The sequence below is a fragment of the Sphingomonas corticis genome (genome assembly GCF_012035195.1).
GTDB classification, from domain to species: domain Bacteria; phylum Pseudomonadota; class Alphaproteobacteria; order Sphingomonadales; family Sphingomonadaceae; genus Sphingomonas; species Sphingomonas corticis.
In genome coordinates this window covers 220,604-241,699 of record NZ_JAAVJH010000003.1, presented here as the reverse complement: position 1 = coordinate 241,699, position 21,096 = coordinate 220,604, and the positions used below count along the sequence as shown (strand labels likewise).

Sequence of the window (21,096 nt, the reverse complement as noted above, 5' to 3'; positions counted from 1 at the left end):
GCATCATGTCCGACACCTTATTGAAGACCATCTTCGGCCGCCTGACGCTGGAGAGCTTCCCGATCCACGAACCGATCCTGATCGCGACCTTCGCGATGGTGGCGCTGGGCGGCGTCGCGCTGGTCGGCGCGCTCACCTACTTCAAGCTGTGGGGCTGGCTGTGGCGCGACTGGTTCACCAGCGTGGACCACAAGAAGATCGGCATCATGTATATGGTGCTCGGCCTCGTCATGCTGCTGCGCGGCTTCGCCGACGCGATCATGATGCGGTTGCAGCAGGCAATGGCCTTCGGCGGGAACGAGGGCTACCTCAACGCGCACCATTACGACCAGATCTTCACCGCGCACGGCGTCATCATGATCTTCTTCGTGGCGATGCCGTTCGTCACCGGCCTGATGAACTACGTCGTCCCGCTGCAGATCGGCGCGCGCGACGTCAGCTTCCCGTTTCTCAACAATTTCAGCTTCTGGATGACGACGGCCGGCGCGGTGATCGTGATGGCGAGCCTCTTCGTCGGCGAGTTCGCGCGGACCGGCTGGCTGGCGATGGCGCCGTTGTCGGGGCTCGACTACTCACCCGACGTCGGCGTCGATTACTACATATGGGCGCTCCAGGTGGCGGGCGTGGGCACCTTGCTTTCCGGCGTCAACCTGATCGCGACCATCGTGAAGATGCGCGCGCCGGGTATGACGCTGATGAAGATGCCGATCTTCACCTGGTCGGCGCTGACCACCAACGTGCTCATCGTCGCCGCCTTCCCCATCCTGACCGCGGTGCTGGCGATGCTCAGCCTCGACCGCTACGTCGGCACCAACTTCTTCACGAACACGCTGGGCGGCAACCCGATGATGTACGTGAACATGATCTGGATCTGGGGGCATCCGGAGGTCTACATCCTGATCCTGCCGGCGTTCGGCGTGTTCAGCGAGGTGACGTCGACCTTCACCGGCAAGCGCCTGTTCGGCTACACGTCGATGGTCTACGCGCTGCTGGTCATCACGATCCTGGCCTATCTCGTGTGGCTGCACCATTTCTTCACGATGGGATCAGGCGCGAGCGTCAATTCCTTCTTCGGCATCACGACGATGATCATCTCGATCCCGACGGGGGCCAAGATCTTCAACTGGCTGTTCACGATGTACAAGGGGCGCATCCGCTTCGAACTGCCGATGATGTGGACGATCGCCTTCATGCTGACGTTCGTCATCGGCGGTATGACGGGCGTGCTGCTGGCGGTGCCGCCGGCGGACTTCGTGCTGCACAACTCATTGTTCCTCGTCGCGCATTTCCACAACGTCATCATCGGCGGCGTGCTGTTCGGGATGTTCGCGGGCATCAATTACTGGTGGCCCAAGGCATTCGGCTACACGCTGGACAAGCGCTGGGGCACGATCAGCTTCTGGTGCTGGGTGGTCGGCTTCTGGGTGGCGTTCACGCCGCTCTACATCCTCGGCCTGATGGGCGTGACGCGGCGGCTGCGCCACTTCGAGGATCCGTCGCTGCAGATCTGGTTCGTCATCGCGGGCATCGGCGTGGCGATCATCGCGATGGGCATCCTGGCGCTGCTGATCCAGCTCTACGTCAGCGTGCGCGACCGCGAGCGGCTGCGCGACGTGACCGGCGATCCGTGGGGTGGGCGCACGCTGGAATGGGCGACCTCCTCCCCGCCGCCGGAGTATAATTTCGCCTTCACGCCGGTCGTCCACGATCTCGACGCCTGGTACGACATGAAGAGCCGCGAGGCCGAGCGCCCCGTGGGCGGCTTCCGGGACATCCACATGCCGAAGAACACCGCAGCGGGCGTCGTCCTCGCCGGGCTGTCCGCGGTCACCGCGCTGGCGATGATCTGGTATATGTGGTGGCTCGCGATCCTCGCCTTTGCCGGGATCGTCGGCTTCGCGATCTGGCACAGCTTCGACTACGACGGCGACTACCACATCCCGGCCGAGGAGGTGGCGCGCGTCGAGGATGCGCGGACGCACAGCCTCGCGTCGACGAAGCCGGCGGAGGCCTGAGCCATGGCGACGACGGCCGCAGGCACCGAGGCGCCCGCCTTCTACGATCTCGACCCGCACGAGCATCCCGCGGGCGGCAGCACGATGCTGGGCTTCTGGCTCTACCTGATGAGCGACTGCCTCATCTTCGCGATGCTGTTCGCGGCCTGGGGCGTCTACGGCTCGGCCTATGCCGGGGGGCCGACGCCCAAGGAGCTGTTCGACCTGAAGCTGGTCGCGGTGAATACCGCGATGCTGCTGTTCTCCTCGCTGACCTACGGCTTGGCCATGATCGCCAGCGACGAGGACCGGCGCGGCGCGACGCTGGGCTGGCTGGCGGCGACCGCGGTGTTCGGCGCGGCGTTCCTCGGGATCGAGCTCTACGAGTTCAGCCACCTGCTGCACGAGGGCGCGGGACCGCAGCGCTCCGCCTTCCTCTCCTCCTTCTTCACGCTGGTGGGCACGCACGGTCTGCACGTCACCTTCGGCCTGGTCTGGCTCGCGGTGCTGATGGTGCAGGTGGCGCGCGGCGGGCTGATCCCCGCCAACGTCCGCCGGCTGCAATGCCTGTCGCTGTTCTGGCACTTCCTCGATGTGATCTGGATCGGCGTGTTCACCTTCGTCTACCTGCTCGGAGTGCTGCGATGAGCGCCCATCACGACGCCCATGGAGCGGCCGCGGACCACGACGGCGGCGCACCGCACGGCACGCGCAAATCCTACCTGATCGGCTTCGCGCTCTCCGTCCTGCTGACGGCCGTGCCGTTCGCGATCGTGATGGCGGACGGGATCGTCGGGCCGCAGACCGCGGCCGGCATCTGCATGGTCTTCGCCGTGGTGCAGATCCTCGTCCACATGGTCTACTTCCTCCACATGAACACCAAGTCGGAGAACGGCTGGACCATGATGGCGCTGATCTTCACCGTCATCGTCGTCGTCATCGCGCTGACGGGATCGTTGTGGGTGATGTACCACATGAACGCCAACATGATGCCGGGCATGGGCGACATGTCGGGCGGGATGTAGCCGCCGTGCGCCGGCGCCGCGGGGTCGCCGTCGCGGCGGCGCTGGCGGCGGTGGCCGTGCTGCTGGCGCTCGGGATCTGGCAGGTCGAGCGGCGCGCATGGAAGCACGCGCTGGTCGCGCAGGTGGAGCGCCGCCTGGCCGCAGCCCCGGTCACCGCGCCGGGTCCGGCGGCGTGGCGCACGATCGACGCCGGAGACGCCTACACCCGCGTCCGCGCCGATGGGCGCTACCGCGCCCGCGCGGACGTGCTGGTGCAGGCGGTGACCGCGCTGGGCGGCGGCTATTGGGTGGTGACGCCGTTCGACACGGCGGCGGGCTGGACCGTGCTGGTCAACCGCGGCTTCGTTCCCGCGGCGGAACGCGCGCGGATCGCCCCGCCTTCCGCGCGCTTCGTCACCGGACTGCTGCGCGTCAGCGAGCCGGGCGGCGCGTTCCTGCGCAGCAACGATCCCGCCGCGGGCCGCTGGTACTCGCGCGACGTCGCCGCGATCGCGCGAGCCGGCGGCTTGGGCGATGCGGCGCCCTATTTCATCGACGCCGATGCCGCCGGCGCGGGCTGGCCCCGCGGCGGCATGACGGTGGTGCGCTTCGCCGACAACCACCTCGTCTACGCGCTCACCTGGTTCGCACTCGCCGCGCTCGTCGCGATCCTCGCCTGGCGGGCGCTGCGACGCGAGGGGGCAGCGTGACGGCGCGTCGACCCGTCGGCGACGAGGCGACGCGGCGCAACCTGTGGCTGCTGGTACAGTTGCGCTGGCTCGCGGTCGCCGGGCAGCTGGCGACCATCCTGTCCGTGCGCCTCTTGCTCGACGTCGCGCTGCCGCTGACACCGATGCTGGCCATCGTGGCGCTGCTCGCCGGGCTGAACCTGGCCGCGATGCTGACGCGGCGACGCTGGCCCGCGACGCAGCAGGCGCTGCTGGCCACGCTGCTGATCGATGTCGCCGGCCTGACCGGGCAATTGTGGCTGAGCGGCGGCGCGACCAATCCCTTCGTCTCGCTCTACCTGCTGCAGGTCGTGCTGGGCGCGGTGCTGCTGGAGGCGTGGGCGAGCTGGACGCTGGTGGTGCTCACCAGCCTCGCCTTCGCCGCGCTGGCGCTGCTCGCCCCGCCGCTGGCGCTGCCGGAAGGCATGGCGAGCACGCTGTCCCCGCCGCACGTGCTGGCGGGCTGGTTCAACTACACGCTGGCGGCGGTGCTGCTGGTCACGTTCACGACGCGGATCGCGCGCAACCTGCGCGACCGCGACGCGCGGCTGGCGGTGCTGCGCCAGCGCGCGGGCGAGGAGGAGCAGATCGTGCGCATGGGCCTGCTCGCCAGCGGCGCCGCGCACGAACTGGGCACGCCGCTCGCCTCGCTGTCGATCGTGCTGGGCGACTGGCGCGGCGACGCCACGGTGCGCGACCATCCCGCGCTGGCCGCCGAGGTGGCGGAGATGCAGGCGGAGGTGGCGCGCTGCAAGGAGATCGTCGCCGGCATCCTCTTCGCCGCGGGGGAGGTGACGGGCGAGGCGCCCGAGCGCACCACCCTCGCCCGCTTCCTGTCCGGCATCGCAACGGGCACACGCGGGCCGATCACGATCGAGAACCGCGTCGGCGACGTCGCCATCGTCGCCGACCGCGCCCTGGGCCAGGCGCTGTCCAACCTGGTCGACAATGCGGCGGAGGCGGGGGCGGCACATGTGGTGCTGACGGTCGAACGCGAGGACGACGACCTCGTCATCCACGCCGCCGACGACGGGCCGGGCTTTCCGGCCGAGATGCTGGCCTCGGTCGGTCGCCCCTACAACAGCACGAAGACGCGGCGCGGCGCGGGGCTGGGCCTGTTCCTTTCCAGCAATGTGCTGCGCCAGCTGGGCGGCACGCTGGAGGCGCGCAACCGCGCCGCCGGCGGCGCGGTGGTGACACTGCGGCTGCCGTTCGCCGCGCTCGCGCTGGAGGATTGACGATGGAGCCGCGCCGCCTGCTGATCGTGGAGGACGACGCCGTGCTGGCGAAGACGCTGGCGCGATCGTTCGAGCGGCGCGGCTACGCCGTCGAACTGCTCCCCTCGCCCGAGGGGCTGGCCGACACCGCGGCACGGTTCGCACCGACGCACGCGCTGGTCGACCTGCGGCTGGGCGGCGCCTCCGGCCTCACGTGCATCCGCCTGCTGCACGAGGCGGATGCGACGACACGGATCGTGGTGCTGACCGGCTTCGCCAGCATCGCCACCGCAGTGGAGGCGATCAAGCTGGGCGCGACCAACTACCTGACGAAGCCCGCCAATACCGACGACATCGAGGCGGCGTTCGAGCGGGTGGAGGGTGATGCGGCCACCGACCTCGCCACCCGCCCCACGTCGATCCGCACGCTGGAATGGGAGACCATCCACCAGACGCTGGTGGACACGGATTTCAACATCTCCGAGGCGGCGCGGCGGCTGGGGCTGCATCGCCGCACGCTGGCGCGAAAGCTAGACAAGCGGCATTGGTGAGGCCACGGCGCGATCGAGCGCCGCGATGGCGCGCCGCGTGTCGATGCGCAGCGCGGGGATGCCGTCGCGCGCACCATGCGACACCGCGTTCCAGCGCTGTCCCAGGGCGCCGAGCCCCAGCATCCCGGCGAAGCCCGCCACGCGGTGCGCGAGCGCGGGGTCGCCGCCGTCGTCGTCCAGTCCCTTCAGCGCGACGACCAACTGGTCTCGCAGGCCGCTCGCGAGCCGCCGGATCTCCTCCGCGCCCAGCGCCGCCGCCAGCCGGTCGAGGTCGGGCAGTGGCTGCGGCGTCCATCGCCGCGCCAGTACTCCCGCCTCCACGGGGCCGATTTCCCGCAGGTGTTCGTCGGCTCCCTCCACCCCAGCCGCGGCGACGACGACGACGGGCACGCGCGCCGTCGGACCGTCGAGCGCACGAACCGCGGCAACGAGCGACGCGGCGCCGTGCACGACCAGCAGGTCCGGCGTGCACGCCGCGACATCGGCGGCGCAGCACGTCTCCACGTCAGCCAGCTCGACCCGCCAGTCCGAAAACCCATGGGCCAGAGTCGTGATGGCCGCCGCACCGTCCGATGATGCGACCACAAGGACTACACCATTGTTTTTCATTTGTTTTGCTCAAGCTTCGACTAGCGGGATCGGTTTCGCATGGTAAAGTGGCCTGACCGATTTATGTTATGAACGAGGCAGCAGGGGAGGCGGTTGCATCGTGGGGGGAGCACGTATTCTCGTGACGGACGACCACCCGCTGACGCGGGAGGGACTGTCGCTGGCGGCGCGCGCGGCGCTGCCCGGTGTGCAGGTGGACACCGCGGGGACGGTGGCCGAGGCGGTGCCGCTGCTCAGCCGGTTGACGCCCTACCGGCTGATCCTGCTCGACTTCGCGCTTCCCGATTCGCACGGCTACGCCGGAATGCTCCAGTTGCAGCAATACGCACCGGCGACGCCGATCGTGATCGTCACCGCGCACGAGCAGTCGCATCTGATCGAGGCGGCAAAGGCGCTGGGCGCGGCGGGCTTCCTGTTCAAGAGCCAGCCGCTCGACACGATCGCCGGCATCCTTCGCGAGGTGCTGGCGGGACGGACGCACTTTCCATCGAACGTCGCGCCCGATCCGCTGATCGCCGCCGCGCGCGCGCAGATCGCCACGCTGTCCAAGGCGCAATATGCGGTGCTGCTCGCGCTCGCCGACGGCCGCTCGAACAAGCAGATCGCCTATGACCTCAGCATCACCGAAGCCACGGTGAAGGCGCACCTGACCGCCGTGTTCCGGAAGATGGGCGTCACCAACCGCGCGCAGGCGCTGCTCGCCGCCGGGCCGCTGCTGCGCAGCGCGCAGGAGGGTGCGTCGTGACGGGCGCGGCATCGCCACCTGCCCTGCGACTGCTCTACGTCGACGACGATGCCGACATTCGGCACATCGTCGCGCTGTCGCTGCGGCTGGACGGCGCGATCGACGCGCGCTTCGCCGGGTCGGGCGAGGAGGCGCTGGAACTGCTGCGCGCAGAGCCGCAGTTCGACGCCGCGCTGGTCGACGTGATGATGCCGGGGATGGGCGGGATGGCGCTGGCGGAGGAGATGCGCGAGCGCGGGGAGACCCGCGACGTGCCGGTGATCTTCGTGACCGCGCGCGGTCGCGAGGCGGACCTCGACGCCTATCGCGCGCGCGGCGCGGCGGGGGTGATCGTGAAGCCGTTCGATCCGCTGACGCTTCCCGCCGAGATCCGGCGGCAGCTGGGACAGGCGAAGGTCGCGCAGGCGTAAGACGTTGGTCGCACGCCGGCCGCATGGGCGGGGTCAGGCAAGAACTCGTCAACCTCGATTGCCGAGCGTCGGGTCATGGAGCACCCGCAACGCCACCTGACCGACCGTTTGCGCGACGACCACGACCACGTCCGCGCGACGCTGGACCAGCTCGAGGTCTATTTCGACGGCGCGCAGGCGCCGACCGACATGGCCTTCTCCCGCCTGCGCTGGGCGCTGGTGCGCGAGCTGGCAATGCACCTGGCGGTGGAGCGCACCGCCTATCCCGGCGTCATGACGAAGCTGCGCGGCGGCGCGCTCTACCAGGGGCTGGACCGCGCGCTGGATGCGGATCTCGCCAGCCACATGGCCGGCTGGACGCCGTCGCGCATCCACGCCGAATGGCCGCGCTACCGGTCGGAAGCGCGGCTGCTGGCGCGGCGGCTGCGGCGGCGCATGGCCTATGAGGAGAGCGCGCTGTTCCCCGTCATGGCGGCGTGAGCGACGAGGGCGCCTCAACCGCCGCCAGCACACCCAGGTGGACGGCCAGGGAGTAGAGGATGCCCGCCTCGCGCGCCAGCTCGGCGCGGACCATGGGCATCATGACCGCCGTCACCCGGCAGAACAGCGGCCATTGTCCGGCCACGGCGTCGGGCGACCAGCGGTAGAGATACTGCGACCAGTCCTCTTCCAGCTCGCCGACGTCGTGCATCGCCGCCACCGCCGTCGCGGCGTGCCGGTCTCCCGCCGCGCTCTCCATCGTCGCGCGCAGCACCGCGCCCTCCCGGGCACGGTGATCGCGCACCACGACCGCCAGCCGCTCCAGCAGGGCGCTGGCGCGCGCCGGGTGCGCTTCCCCAGCCGTCGCGTGGAGCAGGTCGGCGATCAGCGCCTCGATCGTCGCATGGTCCTGCATCAGCCGCTGGTAGCTCATCGCGCCGCCTCCAGGAGCGCGGCGAGCTCTCGCGCGGCGAGCGGGCGCGTGAAGCGGATGCCCGCCGCGCCGCCGTCCTGCCAGCAAAGCCGCCCCGTCAGCGACAGCTCGCCGACCAGCAGCACCAGCAAGGTGCCCGTCCGCGCCGGCAGCGTCCGCCCGATGCGCGCGCCGCCGAGCGCGATGTCGCGCAGCGGCGCGTCGATCAGCTGATCGTCGACGATCAGTCGCGCGTTGCGCGCGAAGGTGAAGCGCGGGCTGCGCGGGCGCTGGTCCGCCGGCGGGGCCAGCACCGGCACGTCGAGCCGCAACCCCGCCAGCCGGTCGCGCGACCAGATCACGGTGGCGTCCGCCGGCTCCAGCGAGCGCGCCTCGATCCGCACGCGTGCACCGGGCGCCGGCGGCGCGTCCAGCTCGATGCCGACGCCCTGGTCGGACAGGTTGCGCACGATGCACACCCGCTCAGACCCGTGCTCGGTCAGCTTGCCCACGGCGAAGCAGGTGCGCTGGCGCACGTGGCTGCGGCGCTCCGGCGGCAGGTCGGGGAGCGAGGGCGGATGGCGAAGGAGTGCGGTCATCGTCGGTGTCCTCAACGGATCTTCACGCGGTAGCGGAGCTGGAAGGAAGCGGTGGCGGCGAAGCTGGCGCCCAGCGTGACGCGAACGGCGCGGATGCGCGCGTCGTAGCCGGCCGCGTCGGGCACGGGCACGTAGGACCAGCTGGTCCCGTCGGAGAATTCCAGTCCGTCGCCCGGCGCGGCGAGCGAGGAATAGCTGTAGGTCAGCCCGCTCGACAGCAGCCCGGTGCCGAGCAGGTTGCCGTCGGCGAATTCGACCGGCCCCTTCCCCGCGCCGGCGAGGTCGCCGACGTAGAGGACGGTGTTCGCCGGCAGCGGCTCCTCCAGCTTCACGCCCGCCACCGTCTTCAGCGCGTTCGCCAGCGGATTGGTGGCGCGGGTGCGGTAGTCGACGATCGATCCGGGCAGCGATCTGGGCAACGCGTTGCCCAGCGGATCGGAGACGACCGTCGCGGTCTTCGTGATCGTCAGCGGATCGGCCGCCGCCGTGGCGGGCAGCGCGAGCAGGATCGCGGGGAGCAACGGCCCCCTCACCGCCCTGCCCCCAGCCGGCGCGCGGCAGTGCCGACGTCGCGCTGGTCGAACTTCATCCGCAGCGTCAGGAACGGGCCGGCGCGGGTGTAGCGATCCTCCGCCACGTCGCGGTCGCGATAGCCGGACAGGTTGTAGCCGGCGGTCAGCCACAGGTCGCCCCCGGGGGACAGCCCGATCACCGGACCGGCGGCATAGGCCAGCGTGCCGCGCGACCAGCTGTGCTGCACCGACCCCTGCGCGCCCACGTCGATCCGGCGCCCCAGCGCGCGCCGGACATCGAAGCCGACCGCGTCGGTGTAGCCGGCGAAATCGTCGCCGCCGAAGCTGCCGTCGACCCATTTGGCGCCGTAGTAGAGCGTCGCCTCCCAGCCGCGCCGCGCGCGCTCCGCCTCGCTGCGATAGTTGACCGCGACATTGCCGAGGACGCGGAAGCTGTCCTGCGCGCCCGCGCCCGTGGCGTAGCCGATGCCGCCCAGCGGGTTGCGGCCGGCGAAGCCCGCGTCGGCGCGCTCGTGGCGCAGCTGCACGCGGTCAAGCAGCGACCAGCGGCTGTCGAGCGGGCGCCACGCCATCGACAGGTCCGCGCTGGCGAAACGCGCGGTGGTGCCCCCCTGCTGCCGCGCCTCGTACCAGCGCAGCGCGGAGGCGATCGTCTTCCCGTCGCCCAGCGTACGCAGCAGGTTGCTGGTCAGGCCCAGGCGATCGCCGCTGTCAGCGGCGCGCCACTCGGCCCGCCCGTTCCACGACCAGTCCGGCCCGCGATAGCTGGCGCCCAGCGTCAGCGCGGCGAAATCCTCGTTGGTGCCGTCGCGGGTCAGCGCGCCGCCGGTCGCCGCGGGCTGAAAGGCGGTGACGCGCGCGCCCTCGGGCAGGCGACCGCGCAGCGTGCTGGCGGCGTCCAGCGTCGCGTCGATCGTCCAGCGCGGGCCGAGCGGCAGCGACTGCGTCAGCCCGTATTGCGCGAAGGTACGCATCCCGTCTTCGCTCGCCACCGCCTGCTCCGCCGCGGCCTGGCGGTTGATCGTGCTCGTCAGCTTCGCGCCGGACCAGGGGGCGAGGTCGAAGCCCAGCTGCGCGGTCTGCGTCGTGAAGCCGCTGCCGTCGGCGATCTCGTATCCGCCGATCAGGCGCACGCCGGGTGTCAGGCGGTAGGCGGCGGTCAGCTGGTGGCGGACGGGAAAGTCGACGCTGTCTTTCGAACCGCCGGGCGCCAGCTGCGTCTGCGCGCCCAGCGTCAGCCGCCCGGCGAGCAGCGCCTGCGTGCCGCCCAGCGTCAACAGGTTGGAGGTCCGGTCACCGCCGTCCTGCCCGCGATCGGTCGCCAGCTGCACGCCGGCGAAGGCGGTGCCGGCGGCACGGCGCCACTCGGCGCGCACGTCGGCGGCGGTGCGCGCCGCGCCGGTCAGGAACTGGTCCTGGCGCCACGCCGTGCCGGTGACGGACAGTCGATCGGTCAGCGCGACGCGCCCGTCCACGCCGATCTTGCGGCTGCCCGCCTCCACCCCGTTCTGCTGGCCGACGCCGAAGCCCGCGTCCTGCTGGCGCGCGTAGCCGAGGAGGTCGACGCCCGGCCCGTGATGCTCCGCCTCGACCAGCCACGCCTGCCCCGCCTGCAAGCCGCGCCGTCCGCCGGTCGCCGCCTCGACGCGCAGCGTGGTCGCGCCGGACAGGCGGGCGCGGGCGTCGACCGCGATCAGCGACGCGTCGGACAGCGCCTGGTCATGCAGCGCGGTGACGCCGACTTCCCCGCGCCCGTCCACCGTGCGCGCGGCGGCGCGCACGCCCGCGACGCGACGGCGGGCGGCGCCGTAGGTCTCGTAATCGACGACGATGAAGACCGGATTCCGGTTGGCGTCGCGGCTCAGCACCGGCTCGCGGAAGCGGATCGTGCCCATCTCCGCATCGATGTCGTAGTCAATGTGGCGCACCATCGCCGTGGACGAGACGATCAGTTCCGAACGGTAGCGGTCGCGCACCTCGATCCGCAGCTTGTCGGTGTTCGGCACGATGTCGCGCACGGACAGGCGGTACGGGCCGGAAAGGCCGTTGCCGGCGATCTCGTCGCGCCCGTACAGCTCGTCGCTGTTCGCCGCGAAGGCGGTGACGCTGACGTGGCGCCCCTCGTAGGCGACCTTCGCACCGTTCAGCGTGCGGTTGTAGCGGCCGAGCTGCGTGTCGGTGAAGCCGGTCTCGTAATCGCCCAGCAGCGCCACCAGCTCGCGCCGTTCCAGCCGCAGGTACAGCTTGCGCTCGGTCGCGGCGTCCTGGCCCTGGCGCGTGTTGTCGCCGTAGACGGTGTAGTAGCGGTCGGGATCGATCGTGCCGAGCCGGCCGCGCGTCCGGTCGCGCGAGCGGTCGCTGTCATAGGCGATCGTCGCCAGCCACTCGCCCTTCACGCGACCCTTCGCGTAGAGCGCCAGCTGGCCGTCGGACACGATCTTCCCGCGCGAATACCACGGCAGCGAGCGCCCGTGCTTGTTCAGGACGTCGTAGCCCAGCGTGCCGGCGCCGAAGCCGACCACCGTCCAGGTCTTCGCCGCGGGCACCAGCCAGGCGCGCACATCGACGCGGTGTGCCCCCTTCTCGTCGGCGAGTGTCAGGCTGGCGCGTGCCGCCCCCGCCTGCGCGGTGGGGCGCAGCGTCAGCAGCGCGATGCCATCGTCGCCGACGACGCGCGCGGTCGCCAGCGCCGCGTTGCCGGAGGCGGCGCGGGTCTGGTCCAGCGCGGCGTCGGTGGCGGCGGCATGGGGCGCCGAGACCTCGAAGGGCACCACTGTCCCCGAGCGCACCGGACGGCCGGCGCGATCGGTCAGCCGGACGGCGATGCGCGGTGCGGTGACGCCGTCGGCGGCGAGCCGGCTGAGCGCAGGCACGACCACCGCCTGCGCCGGCGCGCCCGCCGCGTGGACGGTGCGGGTCAGCGTCTCCGCCAAGCCGCCGTCGGCGTTCAGCACCCGCGCCTCCAGCCGATTGTCGCCCTCCACCAGGGGAATGCCGCTCCACCGTGAGATCGCGATCGTGCCCGTGGGATCGGTATCGGTCGCGTCGAAGGCGAGCGGGTCGCTGGGCCGACCGTCGATCGTCAGCGCGACGCGCTGCCCCGGTCGGTGCTTCACCACCACGCGGATCGCGGGCGCGCGCGGGTTGTGGTCCATGTGCGGGAACAGCAGCGCCACGCCCGGCGCCTGACCCGCAAACCAGTCGCGGTCGCCCGCCGCCCGTGCGTCGTCGCCGGGCGCCTCCGCCTCGGCGGCCACCGCGGGGCGGCCGGTCAGCTCCAGGCGGAAGTCGGCGCGCTTCACCAATCCGCCGTCGCTCTCGACGAAGCGGGACAGCGCGGAGCCGGCGTCGCGCGTGTCGCCGCCGCAGGTTTGCGCGGCATGGCTCGCCGGGATCGTCGCCTCGTCCATCTGCACGACGTGGCGGCCGGGGCGCACGCCCTCGATATGGTACAGGCCGTCCTTGTCGGTGACGACGTAGGTGCCGTCCTCCAACAGGATGCGGATACCCGGCACCCCGCGACGGTGCGCGTCGGCGTCGCCGCACGCGCCCTCGGTCACGCGGCCGAGCACGGTGAAGCCGTCGGTGAACAGCAGCGGGCGCAGCCGCACCGACGCCGCCGCCTCGTTCCCCGTGGCGCCGTCGGCGCCTGACGCGAGCACGCGGTTCACCGCCTCGCCAGGCGGCGCGCCGGGCACGACGGAGACGACGTAGCTCAATTCCTGCGTGGCGCGCGGCGCGATCTGCGCCACGGTGAAGGCGAGCGTCCGCCCGTCCGCCGCGATCTCCGGCGTCCCCGCGCCCCGCGCCGACCCGCGCTCGTAGCGCAGACCGCGCGGCAGGATGTCGGTGACGCGCACGTCGCGCGCGGGCGTGTCGCCGCGATTGGCGACAGTGACGCGATACTGCACGAAATCGCCCGGCGATGCCTCGCGCACGGACGCGGTCTTCGTCACCAGCAGCCGCGTCTCGCCCTGCCGGTCGAGCGGGATGTCGGAGAAGAAGGGCTCTGGCGTCAGCAGCGGGAAGGCTGCGCCGAACGACGCGTCGTTCACGATGAAGCTGCGCCCGCGCGGATCGCGCAGCCGGGCGAGTTCCTCCTGGCTGCGCGTGGACGGCGCGGTATAGCCGGCGGGCGGCTCGATCTTCAGGTGGTAGCGGCCCGGTGCCACCAGCGGAAAGCGGTAATGCCCCTGCGTGAACGGATAGACGCGCCCGCTGGCGTCGGTGGCCGACGCGCCGCTGACGACGGTGGAAGGATAGCGGCTGACACCGTCGTCGCCGAACACGTCGGCGGGCCGGTCATCGTCGTCCAGCAGCGTCACGCGCGCGCCGTCGATCAGCGCGCCGGTGGCGGAATCGAACACCTCGCCCAGCGGATCGATCAGCAGGCTGATGCTGGAAGCGAGGCTGAACTCATCCTCGGTGAAGGACGCGGTGACCCACGCGCCGCGCTCCAGCCGCGGGTCGCAGGCGGCGTTCTGCGGATTGGTGCCGGGCGCGGGGATGCCGCCGGCGAACACGCCGGTGTCGGGCCCGGTCTCCAGCAGCGGCAGCGCCAGCTTGAAGTGGGTGGAGGAGACGGTGACGGTGGAGGTCTCGCGCACGGCGGGGTCGCGGTTGCCGCCCTCGTTCTCCAGCACCATGATGATCGGCTGCTGCCCGTCGATGGCTGCGATCCGCTGCGCGCTCGCCAGCATCGCCTGGTCGATCGGCGCGGGGGTGTAGCGCAGCGTGGGGCTGGTCTCGCACGTGGTGCCGGGCAGCTGCGCGCCGGGCGCGGGCATGCGGAAGCTCAGCGTCGTCGGTTTCTTCGCCCGCGACAGGTCGAGCGCGACGGTGTTCGACGCGACGGTGCGGCGCGCGTCGGACGCGCCGTAGGACAGGGTCGCCGTGTTCTCCACGCGCGCGACCTGCTGCGCCGCCGCGGAGGCGGCGACGGCGGCGATGCCGGCGAGGGCGAGCAGGAAGGGACGGACGACGGGCATAGGGTTACCGCCTCCGGCGCGAGGGGGACACGCGCCGGAGGGGATCGCTCCTCGTTCAGGAGGGATGGGGTCAGTCGATGGTCACGCGGAACGCCACCGCCGTGGCGCCGCCGCCGCCGACCCGGTCGAGCCGCGCGCTCAGCGTGCGGCTGGCCGTGTCGTAGGAGGCGGTCGCGCCGTCGGTCTCGCCCGCGTCGTTCGCGTCGTCGTCCTCGGCCGAACCGGACACGACGCACGCGACGCCGAGCAGGCCGGGCGTGCCGATGGAGATCGATCCCGGCACGTAGGTGGTGTGCGCCGGCAGCGCGTCGGTCAGCGTCACGCCGTCCGCCGCCGCGGTCAGCGTGGCGTTCGACACGCGCAGGCAATATTCCACCGTGGCCCCGGGCAGCGCCTTCGGATTGACGAGGTTGACGCCGTCGGACAGGATCTTCGCCGACTTGGCGACGGTCAGCGCGACGTTGCGCGTGCCGACCTCGTAGCCGGAATAGACGCGCCCTTGCCCGTTGCGCGCGATATCGCCCAGGTACAGCGTGCCGTCCGTATCGTCGTCGGCGAAGACCACGTCCACGGTGCTGTCCGCGTTGGCGAGGTTCAGGTCGGTGGCGATCAGCGCCGCCCCCTTCGTGCCCGACGCGCCACCCTCCGCCGCGATGACGTGCAGCGACACGAACGCCAGGTTCGCCGACGCGCTGGTCGGCACGTTGCCCACGATGAAGACCGTCGCAGAGGCGTCGGGCGCCAGCTCGTCGATGTACTCCTTCGTATCGACCCCGGCGTCGTAGACCCCGTTGCCGTTCGAATCGACGTAGGCCTTCATCCCGGCGATGTCGAAATTGTCCGTTCCGGGCAGGATCCCGAGCGAGATGTTCTGCTGGTCGGGATCGAGCAGGAAGTCCTGTGCCGCGTTGGTCAGATTGGTGACCTTGTACGTCGTGACCGCATTCTGCTGCCCCAGGTTCACCTGCGTGAAGCCGACTTGGTCGACGGCCAGGGTGAAGTTCACCTTGCGGTCCACCACAAAGGTCGCGGTGGTGGAGCTGGTGGTCTGCTGCGTGCCGTTCACGCTGTACGTGACCGCGGCGGTGTTGTTCACCACCGTGCCGGCGGCGGTCTGCGCCGCGGCGGATTGCGCGTCGGCCGGGGTGGCCAGCGCGGACATGGCGGTGCCGGCCGTCAGCACGGCCAGCGCCCTTCGAGCGAACATGACGGGGGGTTCCTTTCGACGTGACGGAGGGAAGTTGGCGAAGATCACCGCAGCACCGCGGTGAAGGCGAGCCGGCCGCTGGCGCCGGCGGGGATCGGGCGGTCGAGCCGCCAGCGGACGTGGCGCACGTCGTCGCCGGTGGCGGCGCGCATGCCGACGCGCAGTCCGGCGAGCGGGGCGTAGCTGCGCCCGTCCGCCGACACCTCCGGCGCGGCCGATCCCGGCGCCGGCGCGCGATAGGAGAGGCCCGCCGGCACCGGATTGTCGAAGGCCACGTCGGCGATCGGGCGCGCGCCGGTGTTGCGATACGCCAGCACCACCGTCACGCGGTCGCCGGGCACGATCCGGCGTGCCGGCACCAGCGCGACGCGCGTGGTGCCGTCGGCGGCGCGGCTGCGCGCCTCCACCAGCACGCTGGACGCGACTTCCAGCGGCCCGGACGCCCGCGCGGCGGCGGGAAGGACGGCCGCCGCCAGGGCGAGCGCCGTGAACGGACGAAGGGGGGACACGACAAACCTCCTCATTTGATGCGGACCTGGAAGCGGACGATGCGGGTAGCGCCGCCGGGCTGGTCGCCCATGGCGACGCGCACGGCGGTGCCGTCGAAGCGGGCGGCATCGGCGTCGGCGGCATCGCTCTGCGCCGCGCCGTCCAGCGTCACGCTGCCCGGCACGAAGACGGTCCCCGCCGGAATGGCGTCGTCGATCGAGACCGCAGGCGTGTCGACCGGGAACGCGGCCTCCAGCCGATAGGTGACGATCGCGCCGCTGACCGGGCGAGCCGACCCGTCGGGCGCGGCGACGCTCTGCGACTTCGACAGCGTTGGCGCGGCGCCCGGCGACAGCGCGCCGGTGCCGCGGGTCAGCACCGCGCGCGCCGACGCGCTCGCCCCGCCCGCGCCGATCACCGCGTCGCCCACCGGCGTACCCGGCGCGCCGTGGCCGGTCGCGGCCGTGGCGGTGAGCGTGACCGTCGCGTCGCCGGCCGCATCGCGCACCCCGGCCAGCGCAACGGTGACGCGACGCTCCTCGCCGGCCGCCAGCACGATCTCGCCGTCCGTCAGGCCCTCGGCCGCCAGCTCGACGACGGAAACGCCAGCGGGGGTCGCCGCGGCGGACAGGCGGTAGCGCTCGGCCGCGTTGCCGGTGTTGCGCACGACAAAGGGCACCTCCTCACGCGCCACGTCCGCCTGCGGTCGCGACGCCACCACCGCGGCCACGGCAACGTCGACCACGTGCGCGACGGTCAGCGTCACCTCGTTGCTGGCGACCTGCTGCTGCTGCGTGCCGAGCGTCAGCGTGGCGACGTTGCGGATCACCTGTCCGGCGGGCGTCGAGGCGGCGGCGGCCTGGCTTGCCGGCACGAGGGCGCACGCCAGCGCGGTGGCGGCGAAATGCCGGCTCCCACGTGTCGTCCGCCCCATGCCCATCGTCGCCGATCCCCTTCGCGCTAATGCTGCGATCGATCAGCGGCCGGCAGGGTTAAGCAATGGCTGCGGGACGGCCCCCTAGTCCTCCTGCTTAGACCAACGTATTAGGAGCGTTGAATAACTTCGGATCGAACGGACGCTTACGGACGTTGCAGCAGGACCGGATCGAATCGGTGGGGAAGCCGGTTCGCTGGTCGACAGGGGAGATGGGACGCGCGGATGACGGACGCCGATCGGACGGGCACGCACCCTTGATCCAGCTGAACGGACCGCTGGCACGGCGACACCACGTTCGCACCATCGGGCATGGTCCGGACATCGTCGTCTTCGGCCACGGCTTCGGCACCGACCAGCACGCGTGGGACGGAATCGTCGATGCCGTGCCGGCACGGGCGACGGTGATCCTCTTCGACTTGCCGGGCACCGGCCCACTGCTGCCCGACGGCTTCGATCCGGGCGACTATCGCCATCTGGCCGACTTCGCCGACGACTTCCTCGACCTGCTGGAGGAGCTGGGCGTCGCGCGATGCAGCTTCGTCGGCCACTCCGTCGCCGGTGCCGTCGGCATCCTGTCCGCGGTGGAGATGCCCGAGCGGTTCGAGCGGCTCGTCCTCCTCAACGCCTCGCCGCGCTACATCAACGACGCCGGCTATGTCGGCGGGTTCGAGCCGGACGACATCGTCGCGCTGCTGGATTCGATGGCGGCGAATTACCAGTCGTGGGTCGCCGGCTTCGCGCCCGCGGCGGTGGGAGAGGACGTGCCCAGCGCGGTGGAGCAGTTCACCACCACCCTCCTCGCCATGCGGCCCGACGTCACCATCCGCGTGGCGCGCACAATCTTCGAGAGCGATATTCGCGCGCTGCTGCCGCAGGTGCGCGTACCCACCGTGCTGATCCACTCGCGCAACGACATCGCGGTCTCCCCGCAGGCGGCCTATTACCTGCACCGCAACATCGGCGGCAGCCGGCTGGTGTGGATCGACGCCGACGGCCACCTTCCCCACCTCTCCTCCCCCGCGCTGGTCCGCAGCGCCGTGCGCGATGCCCTCGCCTAGCGGGGCCGCGGCGGCCGAGACCAGCGGCGCGGCGATCGCGCTGGCGCTGCGCCTGCTGGCGCAGGACGTACCCGGCGGGATCGTCCTGCTCGTGTCTGGGGAGGACGGGCGCGCGGTGGTGGAGGAGGCGTGGCCCGCCGTGATCGCCGCGGGGCAGCCGGTCCGGATGCCGCCCGGCCTCGCCGCCGACCGGCCCGTGATCTTCGACGCGCAGACGCGCCGGCTGCCGGTCGGCTGGACGGAGATGCTGGGCACCCGCCCCACGCGCTTCGCCGCCGCGCCCGTCGGCGCGCGCGCCTGCCACCTGGTCGTCGCCAGCGTCGGCGACGGCATCGTCGCGCCCGCCGCCCTGGCACGCTGGGCCGAACTCATCGACCGGCTGCTCGGCCGCGAGGACGGCACGGCGCGCCGCATCGGCGCCTCGCGCCGGCTCGCCGCGCTGATCGACAGCCTCCCGCTGCCGCTGGTCTTCGTCGACGGCCGCACGATCGAGGTATTCCTGAACGATCGCGCGCGCCAGTTGCTGGACATGCCGCCCGGCGCGGGATCGGAGCGCGCGGTCGCCGCGTCGCTGGCGCGGCTGGTCTCGCGCGAGGGTGACGGGCAGGCCGCGACGCTGGCGCAGAACCCGATGGCCAGCCTGTCCTTCGCGATCGACCATGCCGGCCGCCACTTCACCGTCGAGAGCCAGTGGATCCGCGAGGAGGAGCCGACCGGGCGGCTGTGGCTGTTCCACGACGTCACCGACGCGCATCGCGTCGCGCGCTTTCGCGACGAACTGGTCTCCACCGTCAGTCACGAGCTGCGCACGCCGCTCACCTCGATCCTGGGCGCGCTGACACTGCTGGGGGAGGGGAAGCTGGGGTCGCTGCCGGAGGATGCCGCCACGCTGGTGGACATCGCGCTGCGCAACGGGCGCCAGCTGCTGCTGCTGGTCAACGACCTGCTCGACCTGGACAAGGCGGAGGCGCAGCGGCTGGACATCGCGCCTCGGCCGAGCGACCTGTCGCTGCTGCTGGCCGACGCGATCGTGCGCGCCCGCCCGTTCGCGCAGCGGCACGGCGCAACGGTGATGCTCGACGCGCCCTATGACGCGCCCACCGCCAGCGTCGATCCCGACCGGATGCTGCAGGTGGCCGGCAACCTCATCTCCAATGCGATCAAATTCTCGCCGGAGGGCGGGCGCGTCACCGTCTCGCTCGCGCGGCACGCGGGCGGCTGGCGCATCGGCGTGACGGACGAGGGGCCGGGCGTGCCCCCCGCCTTCCGCGACCAGCTGTTCACCCGCTTCGCCCGCGGCGAGCAGCGGCCGCGCGGCGGCACCACCGGCACGGGTCTGGGCCTCGCGATCAGCAAGGCGATCGTGGAGGCGCACGGCGGTACGATCGCGCTCGACGCGCAGGCCGGCCCGGGCGCGACCTTTCACGTCGACCTGCCTGCCGCCGAGGAGGCCCGCGGCGGTCAGGAGGCGGACACAACCGACACCGGCTGGCGCGCGCTGCCGGGTGCGATGCGATAGGTCGCGACAACGCGCCGCGCGAACGGCCTGGCCAGCACGGTGGACACCGCCACGAACTCGGCCTCCGCCCGGTCGGGTCGCAGCGTGAGGACGGTGTAGCCCTTCGCGTCCTGGTCGCAGAAGGCGACCTCGCGGTTTTCCGCCGCCAGCACCGCGCCCAGGCCGGGCAGCAGCGAGCCGTAGGACGGGCTGGTAATCGCGGTCGCGCCGAACTCGCTCGCCACCAGCCGCCCCGCATCGTCGTACAGGTCGTTGGCCCAGGCGGCGTGGCTGTCGCCCGACAGCACCACGGGCCACGCGCCGGCGCGGCGGAAGGCGGCGTACAGCCGCTCGCGCGCGGGCGGATAGCCGTCCCAGCTGTCGAGATTGAACGGAATGCCGGCGCGATAGCTCGCCGCCGCCTCGGTCAAGCGGGCACGATAGACCGCAGGCATCGCCGCCAGCGTCGCCTCGTACTTCGCGCTGCCCCACGCCCTGGCGAGATCGGGACCGGCGACGCGCGCCATCACCACCTGATTGCCGAGCACCTGCCACGGCACCTTCCGCTTCACCGACCGTGTCAGCACGCCTTCCAGCCAGCGCTGCTGCCCCGCGCCCAGCATCTCGCGGTCCGGCCGGGCACGCTCGGCCAGCGCGGCGCGATACTGGTCGGGCGACGGCGCCTGCCCCTTGGGCGCGACCTGCTCGGCGCGGGCGAGCAGCCGCGTCTCCACCATCGCCAACGTGGCGAGGTCGCCGAATTCGAAGCTGCGGTTGATCGCCTCCCGCGCGGTGCCGCGGCGCGGCTCCCTTATCGGCATCCACTCGAAATAGGCCTGCATCGCCGCGGCCTTGCGCGCCTTCCAGTCGCCCTCGGTCGCTGGGTCGTGGTTCTCCGCACCGCCGATCCAGCCGTCGTTGGCGACCTCGTGATCGTCCCAGACGCAGATGAACGCGGCGCGCGCGTGCGCCGCCTGCATGTCCGCATCCGCCTTCACCTGCGCGTGGCGGCGGCGGTAGTCGGCCAGCGTGAGGATCTCGTGCGTCGGATCGGGCACGCGGTTCAGCCGCTTGCCGATGTCGCCGCCGTAGCCGTCCTCGCCATATTCGTAGATATAGTCGCCCAGGTGCACGACGGCGTCGAGCCGCGGCAGCGCCGCCATGTCGGCATAGGCGTTGAAGAACCCGCCCGGGTAGAGCTGGCACGAAGCGACTGCCAGCACCAGCTCCTGCGCCGCGCCCACCGGCAGCGTGCGGAAGCGGCCGACCGGCGAGCGCGCGGCGCCGGAGGTGAACCAATAGTGGTACTCGTTCCCCGGCTTCAACCCGCCCACCTCCACTTTCGCCGTATGGTCCGCCGCCGCGCGCGCGATCACGCGGCCGGTCTTCACCGGCGCGGCATCGGGCGCGGTGGCGACGTGCCAGTCGAGCGGCGCGTCGCCACCCCCTGCGACGGTCGCGCGCGTCCAGATCACCGCGCCGTCCGCGGCCGGATCGCCACTGGCGACGCCGTGCGCGAAGCGGGCGTCCGCCCCCTGCCCCGCGGCGCCACCCGGCAGCGACAGCGCCGCCCCGCTACTCAGCAGCGCCAGCGCGCCGCGACGATCGATCGTCATCGCTCCCTCTCCCTTTGTTCC

General features: G+C 71.8%; 20 protein-coding genes. 11 read left to right on the top strand and 9 right to left on the bottom strand.

Annotated elements, in window-relative coordinates:
* Nucleotides 1-5 precede the first annotated feature (5 nt).
* Genes cyoB through HBH26_RS06155 form a run of 6 tightly spaced genes read left to right on the top strand, consistent with a single transcriptional unit; the run spans nt 6 to nt 5,494 of the window.
* Nucleotides 6-2,015: a cytochrome o ubiquinol oxidase subunit I gene (gene cyoB, locus HBH26_RS06175; RefSeq protein ID WP_209308362.1), complete on the top strand. Its 2,010-nt coding sequence runs from the start codon at nt 6-8 to the stop codon at nt 2,013-2,015.
* A gap of 3 nt (nt 2,016-2,018) precedes the next feature.
* A complete protein-coding gene (gene cyoC / locus HBH26_RS06170; RefSeq protein WP_168133726.1) occupies nt 2,019-2,642 on the top strand; it encodes a cytochrome o ubiquinol oxidase subunit III in 624 nt (207 codons plus the stop codon).
* Nucleotides 2,639-3,019, top strand: a complete 381-nt coding sequence (cyoD, locus tag HBH26_RS06165) for a cytochrome o ubiquinol oxidase subunit IV (RefSeq protein ID WP_168133725.1) — start codon at nt 2,639-2,641, stop codon at nt 3,017-3,019. The genes cyoC and cyoD overlap by 4 nt, the downstream gene beginning before the upstream one ends.
* Nucleotides 3,020-3,024: 5 nt before the next feature.
* Entirely contained in the window at nt 3,025-3,708 is a 684-nt protein-coding gene (locus HBH26_RS20395) for an SURF1 family protein (protein ID WP_338057272.1), read from the top strand.
* Nucleotides 3,705-4,964, top strand: coding sequence for an ATP-binding protein (locus HBH26_RS06160; protein ID WP_338057271.1), 1,260 nt, complete (start codon nt 3,705-3,707; stop codon nt 4,962-4,964). The genes HBH26_RS20395 and HBH26_RS06160 overlap by 4 nt, the downstream gene beginning before the upstream one ends.
* A 2-nt stretch (nt 4,965-4,966) precedes the next feature.
* Nucleotides 4,967-5,494 (top strand): response regulator transcription factor, encoded by a 528-nt coding sequence (locus HBH26_RS06155; RefSeq protein ID WP_168133723.1) that lies wholly within the window; start codon nt 4,967-4,969, stop codon nt 5,492-5,494.
* Here HBH26_RS06155 and HBH26_RS06150 read toward each other — a convergent pair.
* Nucleotides 5,474-5,998: a hypothetical protein gene (locus HBH26_RS06150; RefSeq protein ID WP_168133722.1), complete on the bottom strand. Its 525-nt coding sequence runs from the start codon at nt 5,996-5,998 to the stop codon at nt 5,474-5,476. The two genes, HBH26_RS06155 and HBH26_RS06150, sit on opposite strands and share 21 nt — an antisense overlap.
* A 226-nt stretch (nt 5,999-6,224) precedes the next feature.
* On the opposite strand from HBH26_RS06150, the gene HBH26_RS06145 reads away from it, so the two are divergent.
* The 3 genes from HBH26_RS06145 to HBH26_RS06135 all read left to right on the top strand — a co-directional run bounded on the left by HBH26_RS06145 (nt 6,225) and on the right by HBH26_RS06135 (nt 7,738).
* The gene (locus HBH26_RS06145) at nt 6,225-6,848 is read left to right on the top strand and encodes a response regulator transcription factor (RefSeq protein ID WP_338057270.1); all 624 of its coding nucleotides are present in this window, start codon (nt 6,225-6,227) and stop codon (nt 6,846-6,848) included.
* Entirely contained in the window at nt 6,845-7,258 is a 414-nt protein-coding gene (locus HBH26_RS06140) for a response regulator (protein ID WP_338057269.1), read from the top strand. The genes HBH26_RS06145 and HBH26_RS06140 overlap by 4 nt, the downstream gene beginning before the upstream one ends.
* 75 nt (nt 7,259-7,333) lie before the next feature.
* Entirely contained in the window at nt 7,334-7,738 is a 405-nt protein-coding gene (locus HBH26_RS06135; protein WP_168133720.1) for a hemerythrin domain-containing protein, read from the top strand.
* Here the strand turns inward: HBH26_RS06135 and HBH26_RS06130 are convergent.
* From HBH26_RS06130 to HBH26_RS06100, 7 genes are all read right to left on the bottom strand, one after another.
* The gene (locus HBH26_RS06130; RefSeq protein WP_168133719.1) at nt 7,725-8,171 is read right to left on the bottom strand and encodes a hemerythrin domain-containing protein; all 447 of its coding nucleotides are present in this window, start codon (nt 8,169-8,171) and stop codon (nt 7,725-7,727) included. The genes HBH26_RS06135 and HBH26_RS06130 overlap by 14 nt on opposite strands.
* Nucleotides 8,168-8,749 (bottom strand): PilZ domain-containing protein, encoded by a 582-nt coding sequence (locus HBH26_RS06125; protein ID WP_168133718.1) that lies wholly within the window; start codon nt 8,747-8,749, stop codon nt 8,168-8,170. Before HBH26_RS06125 ends, HBH26_RS06130 begins: the two co-directional genes overlap by 4 nt.
* 11 nt (nt 8,750-8,760) lie before the next feature.
* Entirely contained in the window at nt 8,761-9,270 is a 510-nt protein-coding gene (locus HBH26_RS06120; RefSeq protein ID WP_168133717.1) for a hypothetical protein, read from the bottom strand.
* Nucleotides 9,271-9,278: 8 nt separating this feature from the next.
* Entirely contained in the window at nt 9,279-14,270 is a 4,992-nt protein-coding gene (locus tag HBH26_RS06115) for a DUF11 domain-containing protein (RefSeq protein ID WP_168133716.1), read from the bottom strand.
* Between the two features lie 70 nt (nt 14,271-14,340).
* The gene (locus tag HBH26_RS06110; RefSeq protein WP_168133715.1) at nt 14,341-15,477 is read right to left on the bottom strand and encodes a DUF11 domain-containing protein; all 1,137 of its coding nucleotides are present in this window, start codon (nt 15,475-15,477) and stop codon (nt 14,341-14,343) included.
* A 44-nt stretch (nt 15,478-15,521) separates the two neighbouring features.
* On the bottom strand, nt 15,522-15,986 hold the full coding sequence (locus tag HBH26_RS06105; RefSeq protein ID WP_338057268.1) for a hypothetical protein: 465 nt from the start codon (nt 15,984-15,986) through the stop codon (nt 15,522-15,524).
* Nucleotides 15,987-15,997: 11 nt separating this feature from the next.
* Entirely contained in the window at nt 15,998-16,906 is a 909-nt protein-coding gene (locus tag HBH26_RS06100) for a hypothetical protein (RefSeq protein WP_168133713.1), read from the bottom strand.
* A gap of 251 nt (nt 16,907-17,157) precedes the next feature.
* On the opposite strand from HBH26_RS06100, the gene HBH26_RS06095 reads away from it, so the two are divergent.
* Entirely contained in the window at nt 17,158-17,961 is an 804-nt protein-coding gene (locus HBH26_RS06095) for an alpha/beta fold hydrolase (protein ID WP_168133712.1), read from the top strand.
* Entirely contained in the window at nt 17,948-19,480 is a 1,533-nt protein-coding gene (locus tag HBH26_RS06090; protein WP_168133711.1) for a sensor histidine kinase, read from the top strand. Before HBH26_RS06095 ends, HBH26_RS06090 begins: the two co-directional genes overlap by 14 nt.
* On the opposite strand, the gene HBH26_RS06085 is transcribed toward HBH26_RS06090, so the two are convergent.
* Nucleotides 19,423-21,075, bottom strand: coding sequence for an alkaline phosphatase D family protein (locus tag HBH26_RS06085; RefSeq protein ID WP_168133710.1), 1,653 nt, complete (start codon nt 21,073-21,075; stop codon nt 19,423-19,425). The genes HBH26_RS06090 and HBH26_RS06085 overlap by 58 nt on opposite strands.
* Nucleotides 21,076-21,096 lie beyond the last annotated feature (21 nt).

What these genes read in the sequence shown, in the direction of transcription:
- HBH26_RS06155 (WP_168133723.1), top strand. Translation starts at nt 4,967, where the DNA reads ATGGAGCCGCGCCGCCTGCTGATCGTGGAGGACGACGCCGTGCTGGCG.
- cyoC (WP_168133726.1), top strand. Translation starts at nt 2,019, where the DNA reads ATGGCGACGACGGCCGCAGGCACCGAGGCGCCCGCCTTCTACGATCTC.
- HBH26_RS06110 (WP_168133715.1), bottom strand. Translation starts at nt 15,477, where the DNA reads ATGTTCGCTCGAAGGGCGCTGGCCGTGCTGACGGCCGGCACCGCCATG.
- HBH26_RS06090 (WP_168133711.1), top strand. Translation starts at nt 17,948, where the DNA reads ATGCCCTCGCCTAGCGGGGCCGCGGCGGCCGAGACCAGCGGCGCGGCG.
- HBH26_RS06135 (WP_168133720.1), top strand. Translation starts at nt 7,334, where the DNA reads ATGGAGCACCCGCAACGCCACCTGACCGACCGTTTGCGCGACGACCAC.
- cyoB (WP_209308362.1), top strand. Translation starts at nt 6, where the DNA reads ATGTCCGACACCTTATTGAAGACCATCTTCGGCCGCCTGACGCTGGAG.
- HBH26_RS06085 (WP_168133710.1), bottom strand. Translation starts at nt 21,075, where the DNA reads ATGACGATCGATCGTCGCGGCGCGCTGGCGCTGCTGAGTAGCGGGGCG.
- HBH26_RS06115 (WP_168133716.1), bottom strand. Translation starts at nt 14,270, where the DNA reads ATGCCCGTCGTCCGTCCCTTCCTGCTCGCCCTCGCCGGCATCGCCGCC.
- HBH26_RS06125 (WP_168133718.1), bottom strand. Translation starts at nt 8,749, where the DNA reads ATGACCGCACTCCTTCGCCATCCGCCCTCGCTCCCCGACCTGCCGCCG.
- HBH26_RS06130 (WP_168133719.1), bottom strand. Translation starts at nt 8,171, where the DNA reads ATGAGCTACCAGCGGCTGATGCAGGACCATGCGACGATCGAGGCGCTG.
- cyoD (WP_168133725.1), top strand. Translation starts at nt 2,639, where the DNA reads ATGAGCGCCCATCACGACGCCCATGGAGCGGCCGCGGACCACGACGGC.
- HBH26_RS06100 (WP_168133713.1), bottom strand. Translation starts at nt 16,906, where the DNA reads ATGGGCATGGGGCGGACGACACGTGGGAGCCGGCATTTCGCCGCCACC.